The following is a 6,325-nucleotide window of genomic DNA, read 5'->3' as shown; positions in this document are numbered from 1 at the left end:
CCGCTTCTTTCCCATGCTCTCCATGATGCTGAACATCCTCCCGGAGACCCCAGGTCCCCTGATCTCGGATGTCCGTCAAAACGGGGCAGGCCCACCCACCGCTTCGACCGAGACCGCGTAAGCACGATGCATGAGATCCCGGGCCTGACTGCCGCAGAGGCCAAGGCGGTCTACGAACCCACCGGACGCATCGAGATTGCCGAGCTACCTCCGTCGGTCACCGCCATCCTCGACCGGGCAACCAACTGCGCTATGCCGACCATCCGCCGCGCCATGCCGTCTGTGACTGCGCTGCGCCCCTGGACCTACGTCGAGTACCGCACGGGACAGCACATCACTCCCCATGCCGACGGCATCGCCCTTGACCCCCACACTTGGCCCCGTCAGGTCGGAGGCATTGGCGTCCCCATTCGACACGCCGACGTCGGTGGCGACTTCTACGTCGAGACGACCGGAGCCGCTGAGATCTGGGCCAGCACCGACGTGACCGACGCTGCCGGGTACGCAACCGGCATGTCGCTCATCCACGACGGTGCCGACAACTCGTCCGCCTGGTTCCGCGACCTGCCTCGCACTCGCTGGACCGTCCGTCCTCGCCTCGGTGACGCGATTATTTACGGCTCCCAGCTCACCCACGGCACCGAACCAGCCACCTACGGCCGGGCCTGCAAGTTCATCAGCTGGCTGCTCTCTGAGCGGTGAAAACCCCATGCCGTCGCGCACCCGCAGTCCGCCGCTTCCCGGTACCCCACGCAGCCCGGACATCTTTTATAACCAGACAAGGAGCACCTCGTGGACGAGCCCACGCCGTACGACGATTTCCTCGCCGCCGTTGACCAACTTCGTAGCGAGAACCCCACCGTCCAGGTCACCGCACACACCGCGAATGTCGCCACCACCGGCTGGCCTCCGGCGGACAACATCGACACCTCAACCGACCAGCAGTAACCCCTGCCCTCGGCCTGGTGCCGGGTCCCGCACCCGGCACCAGGTCCCCATTGCGGCACGAAGGAGAACAGCGGTGCCTTCCCTTGAGGACGTCTTCACCCTGCCGGCCATCACGGAACTACGGCGGCAGCGCGCCACTGCCATCCACCGCGTCCTCGGCACGACCGCCCCGGCAATCACGCCACTGAACTACGCCCTCGCCCACCAGTGGCTCGAAGGCGCCGAGGCTGCGGCACGAGCTGCCGACGGCACGCTCTTGGCCTGGTACCGCCATGCCACCACCGGCGACACTAGCCACCTGCGCGCCGACCATGATCGCGTCGCTCCGATCGTGATCAACCCAACCCCTGACCAAATGTGCCGCTCCGCCATCGCCGCGACCCCGTACTACGTCGTCAGCCCGGAAACGGTGCCTGCCCAATCCATCGCCATCGAGCATGTGCGAGACGGGTTCTCGACAGCCGCCACCGCCGGCTTCGGCGCACTGCTACGTGACCACGCGCCTATCGTTTGCCTCCTTCGCCGAAAGAGGCTTCACGACACTCTGCTCAGCTGGACCATTACCCGCCTGCCCGGCACGGTGTTTACCGACCACACCGAGCATCCGCTCGTCCTTGCCCGCGATCTCATCCACGAAGCTGGCCACAACTGGCTCAGCGACGCCCTCGCCGCATGTCATGTGACCATTCCTGACGGCCAACACTTCTACTCGCCCTGGCGAGCCACCAAGCGGCCCGCCTTCGGCTTCCTTCACGCCTGCTGGGCCTTCCCACTCACCGTCCTGTATGCCGCCCGCGTCGCCTCCACCACATCGCCGCAGGTCCGCGACTTTCTCACAATGCACCTGCGCACTCAGGCTGATCATCTGCAACAGGCAAGGGCTGGCTTCCAAGCGGCGGTCACACTCGTCGACCACGACGATCTTCGCCACCGCATGACCAAGATCTTCGACGCCGCCGTCAGCATCACTGCGGCCCATCCGGCGTGATCGGCGAAGGCCAGTTGAGACGGAAATTGCTGCCCACGGCGTGTACCGTGGGCGGCACCGATCGTTACTCCGCCACGGCCGAATCCGCTCTTCAGTGGGCGGGCCGCCGGCGGACCCGGTGAGGTTGGGATGGCCCAGACTCCACGCGAACTCGCACCGCACACCTCCGCGAAGCACTACTTCGGTGCCCAGCTGCGAACCTGGCGGGAACGGCGCCTCTGGTCACAAGCAAGGCTAGGTGAGCACCTGCACGTCAGTGCGGACCTCATCGCCAAGGTCGAGAAAGCGTTGCGCTGGCCGAGCCCGGAGTTCGCCGCTGCCTGCGACAGCGCGCTCGTCACCGGGGGTGCCCTAGCCGAGTTCCTGCCGCTGGTCGACCTCGAGCGGTGCCAGGAGCGTGCCACGGTCGCTGCCACTGCCCGTGCGGTGCGTGCCGCCGTCTCGCAGCCGCGACACAGCATCACGCTCACGACACCCGCGTTCGCCGCCTCGCCAGACGAGACCGTCAGTAATGCGCCGACCGGCTGGGAGTCGGCATTGCCCGGTGCGCAACTTTCGGCTCCCCCGCCGGCATGGCCGGTCGACCGACTGCTCACCCTGCCGCGCGGTCGCGCCGTACCCGCCACCACCCTGACGCTCAGCAGCATTCCCAGTCAGGATTGTCGCGACATCAGCGGCTTCACAGGGGTGCTCGCCAGCGGCCACGCTGCGGCCTCCGGACTTCGCGCACTCTTGGCGGCCGATCTACTGGACGGGGACACGCCGGTCCTCGCGGTGGCCACAACGCCAACCCTTGGGATGGTAGCCCCCGCATATCGCCTCGACGCCTTCACCATCGGCATCCTGTGGGCCATGTGCGGCATGGACGATGCTCTTTTGGTTGATGACGCCGCGCTCGCTGACCGCATCCCTCAACTGCGCCACTACGCGCAACTACCCGGATCCGCCGTCAGCCGCGATATCGCCGCCGAACTCAACACCCTGAGCCAGATGTGGCTCGGCTCCGACTTCTGCGCTCGCTACATCAGCCTCCGCCTCGACGCCACGACCGGCCGGCCCGTCTTCTGGACCCGGGAGCAATACGGCGAGGAGGCCAGCACCTGGATGTTGTTTCGCCACAAGATCGCCTACCTGCGCTCCACGAGCGAACGCTTCACGACGCCCACCGCCCCCGCCACCCGCGTTTTTTGCATCCCAGAAACCGCTGTGCAGAGCAGCCCTCACGCCGAGCGTGTTCTGTTGCTGCTCTCGGCAGCGCTCATGGAATCCCTGCGCGTCGCCGTCTATGTGAACCCCGATCCCACCTACGCCAGCGTCGAAGGTTTCGTACTAACCCCACACTCGCAGGTCATCCTCGCCACTTGGGTGCGCGCCGATGGACTTTGGCACGTTGACGCCTTGGACCGCCGTACCGCGTTACGGCGCTACGACGATGTCGCCCGAGGCGGCCAGGCCGGCTCCATCGCGGCAGGGAGCCGGCCCGAACGCCGCTTGCAGACCTTTGCCGACTACCTCGGCCTGGATTGGTCTTGGTTTCGTCGACGTTCGGCGGAGCTGGCAGCAGTTGGCGTCGAAGGATTGGTCCGACCTCGTAGCCGATTACTGACCACCGATGGCATCAACGCCGCGTGCCGCTACCTGGCGAGCCTTCCTTGACTCTTCGCCGTACTGAGAACCTGTGACAGTCTGCCGCAGGTACACCAACACTAACGAGGAGGTGCGGTGGCGGAGAAGCCGACATCGATCCTGATGCTCTCCCTGGGCGGCACGATCGCCATGACCTCCGGCCGCGACGCGGGGGTGGTGCCAACGTTGACTGCGGAGCAGCTCATCGTCGCCGTACCTGGGTTGGCCGACACCGGCATCGACGTGCACGTTCAAACCTTCCGTCAACTGCCCGGTGCCTCATTAGAGTTCGACGATCTCACCGCGCTTGCAGCTCTCATCGCCGATCGCACCACCACTGGTGGCGTCGACGGCGTCGTGGTCACCCAGGGCACCGACACCATCGAAGAGACCGCATACCTGCTCGACCTACTGCACACCGGAGATGCGCCCGTGGTGGTCACGGGGGCAATGCGTAACCCCACCATCGCCGGCGCCGACGGACCGGCCAACGTGCTCGCAGCGATCCACACGGCCGCTAGCCCCACCGCCCGCGGCCTCGGCACCCTCGTCGTTCTCCCTGATGAGATCCACGCCGCCGGGCAAGTCCGCAAGACGCACTCCACCAGCGGCGGCACGTTCCGCTCCCCGAACACCGGCCCACTCGGTCACGTCGTCGAAGGAACGGTGCGGCTGCTCGCACGTCCGCTCCATCGCATGACCGTGCCGATGGAGACGGCCACCCGCGTGCCGCGGGTAGGGCTGTACACCGTGACCCTCGGCGACGATGGCCTCCTCCTGACCGGTGCCCACGGACTCGATGGCCTCGTGGTGGCTGGCCTCGGCGTCGGCCACGTACCTCGGCACCTCGTCGAGAAGCTCGCGGCCCTCGCGACGAGGATCCCGGTCGTGCTTGCCTCCCGCACTGGTGCCGGACCGGTGCTGGCCTCGACCTACGGTTTTCCTGGTTCGGAGAGCGACCTGCAGCGCCGAGGTCTCGTCGGCGCCGGCTTCCTCGACCCCTACAAGGCACGCATCCTGCTGTGGACACTTCTCGCCGCCGACGCCGGTCCCGATTCCATCGCTGCCGCGTTCGCTGCCGCCGGTGGCACCGGAGACCCCACCCGCTGGCCTTGGCCGACCCCCAGCCAGCAGCCGGAGATGCAGCATGCGTAGCCACGACCTCACGCCGGGACGAATGATCGGCGTTAGCTTCGACCACGGCGAGGACTTCTTCACCGCCCTCGCGGACGCCTGCCGGACCAACGGTGTTCGTCACGGCTATATCCCCGTCTTCATCGCCGGCTTCAGCTCGGTCGAGATCGTCGGCACCTGCCAACGCCTCGACAACCCCCAGGCACCAGTTTGGGATCGCGTACACCTGTCCAACGTCGAGGCGCTCGGCGGCGGCACCATCGCGTACGACGAGACCGCGGACCAGATCCGGCCGCACATCCACGCGAGCGTCGGCCTCAAGGAACATAGCGCCACCGGGCACACCAGCCACCTACTTGCTGCCACCGTCCAGTTCCTCACCGAAATGCTGATCATCGAGGTCGCTGCGCCGGTAATGCGCCGCGTTCCTGATACGACGTTGTACGACGTGCCGCTCCTACGATTCGGCGGTAGCTGACTCATCGCCTGCGGATGCCCGCTTGGAGATCCCCGGTGCCAGTCACGTTCGGGCGGCGGCATCAGCACGGGCCTGCTCGATGTCCTCGCGTCCCGTGCGGATGGGGAAAGGATCCGTCGACCAGCAGCTGCTGGTGCCCGGATTAGCGCACGCCTGATGCCAGGATTTGCACAAGTGCGCGGCTACGCGCTCAACGGCCACCCGGTATGCGGACCGATAAGGGGAACGTGCCCATGCCGACGCAGCCCAACCAGTTGTTCGTCTCCACTGCCCCGTACTACGCCAAATATCGGCCCGGCTACGACCCCGCCATGTACGAGCATCTTCGCCTGCGCTTCAGCCTCGACGGCACTCAGCGCGTCCTGGACCTGGGGACCGGCACGGGCACGATCGCGCTGCCGCTCGCGGCGCTTGTCGGTGAAGTCATTGCCGTCGACCCGGAACCCGGCATGCTGCAAGAGGGCCGCGCACTCGCCGAAGCGCAGCGCACAGGCAACATCACCTGGCTGCTCGGCGACTCCACAACCCTCCCCGCGATGAACATTGGCACAGTCCTACTCACCGTCATGGGTGCGTCGTTTCACTGGACCGACCGGCACCAGACCCTGCGCGACCTCGAGAAGATCATTGAGCCTGCTGGAGCCGTTGTCCTCGACTCCGGTGGCGCACCGGGTGACATCGAACCGGCCCCCTGGACCGATGCCATCACCGAGGTACGGACCCGCTACCTCGGTCCCGGCCGGCGTGCCGGTAGCGGTACTTACCAGCACCCCCCAGAACGCCACCAAGATGTCCTCGCCCGGTCAACGTTCCGGCATTTCGAGATCCACACCTGGGATCGCACCGTTACGCGGACCCTCGACGAGGTCATTGGGCTTCAGTTCTCCTACTCCTACAGCAGCCCAGCCCAACTAGGACCAGACAAGGCGGCATTCGAAGCCGACCTTCGAGACTCCCTCATCAAGTACAGCCCCACCGGCTTGTTCGATGAACTCGTCCGCACCGAGGTCATCATCGGCACCAGGACCCAGACAAGGTAGCCCGAGTTGCTGGGCCTGTGTCGTTCGCATGTTGCGCCTACGCCCCGGACGAATCCAACGTCCACCGTCCGCCATGCCAAGTCTCACCGCTGATCCACGCCACACTCCGGG

7 protein-coding genes are annotated in these 6,325 nt (G+C 66.3%); all 7 read left to right on the top strand.

Translation table 11 applies throughout. The features are described from left to right. Positions 1–702 (top strand): hypothetical protein (locus ABZS40_RS36065; RefSeq protein WP_354949185.1); only part of this gene is annotated, 702 nt, incomplete at its 5' end. Positions 703–792: 90 nt separating this feature from the next. Then, on the top strand, positions 793–948 hold the full coding sequence (locus ABZS40_RS36060) for a hypothetical protein (protein ID WP_354949183.1): 156 nt from the start codon (positions 793–795) through the stop codon (positions 946–948). A gap of 73 nt (positions 949–1,021) precedes the next feature. Further along, entirely contained in the window at positions 1,022–1,936 is a 915-nt protein-coding gene (locus tag ABZS40_RS36055; protein WP_354949181.1) for an HEXXH motif-containing putative peptide modification protein, read from the top strand. A gap of 129 nt (positions 1,937–2,065) precedes the next feature. After that, positions 2,066–3,592, top strand: a complete 1,527-nt coding sequence (locus ABZS40_RS36050; protein ID WP_354949179.1) for a helix-turn-helix transcriptional regulator — start codon at positions 2,066–2,068, stop codon at positions 3,590–3,592. Positions 3,593–3,658: 66 nt separating this feature from the next. Next, positions 3,659–4,717, top strand: a complete 1,059-nt coding sequence (locus ABZS40_RS36045) for an asparaginase (RefSeq protein ID WP_354949177.1) — start codon at positions 3,659–3,661, stop codon at positions 4,715–4,717. Continuing rightward, on the top strand, positions 4,710–5,174 hold the full coding sequence (locus ABZS40_RS36040) for a DUF296 domain-containing protein (protein WP_354949175.1): 465 nt from the start codon (positions 4,710–4,712) through the stop codon (positions 5,172–5,174). Before ABZS40_RS36045 ends, ABZS40_RS36040 begins: the two co-directional genes overlap by 8 nt. Before the next feature lie 233 nt (positions 5,175–5,407). Continuing rightward, positions 5,408–6,214 carry a class I SAM-dependent methyltransferase gene (locus ABZS40_RS36035; protein WP_354949173.1) on the top strand — a complete coding sequence of 269 codons (807 nt, stop codon included), beginning with the start codon at positions 5,408–5,410 and terminating at the stop codon, positions 6,212–6,214. Positions 6,215–6,325 lie beyond the last annotated feature (111 nt).

This window comes from Micromonospora sp. NPDC005324, assembly GCF_040607155.1.
In the GTDB taxonomy this organism is placed as follows: Bacteria; Actinomycetota; Actinomycetes; order Mycobacteriales; family Micromonosporaceae; genus Micromonospora; species Micromonospora trifolii.
This window is presented reverse-complemented; position numbering and strand designations above follow the sequence as displayed.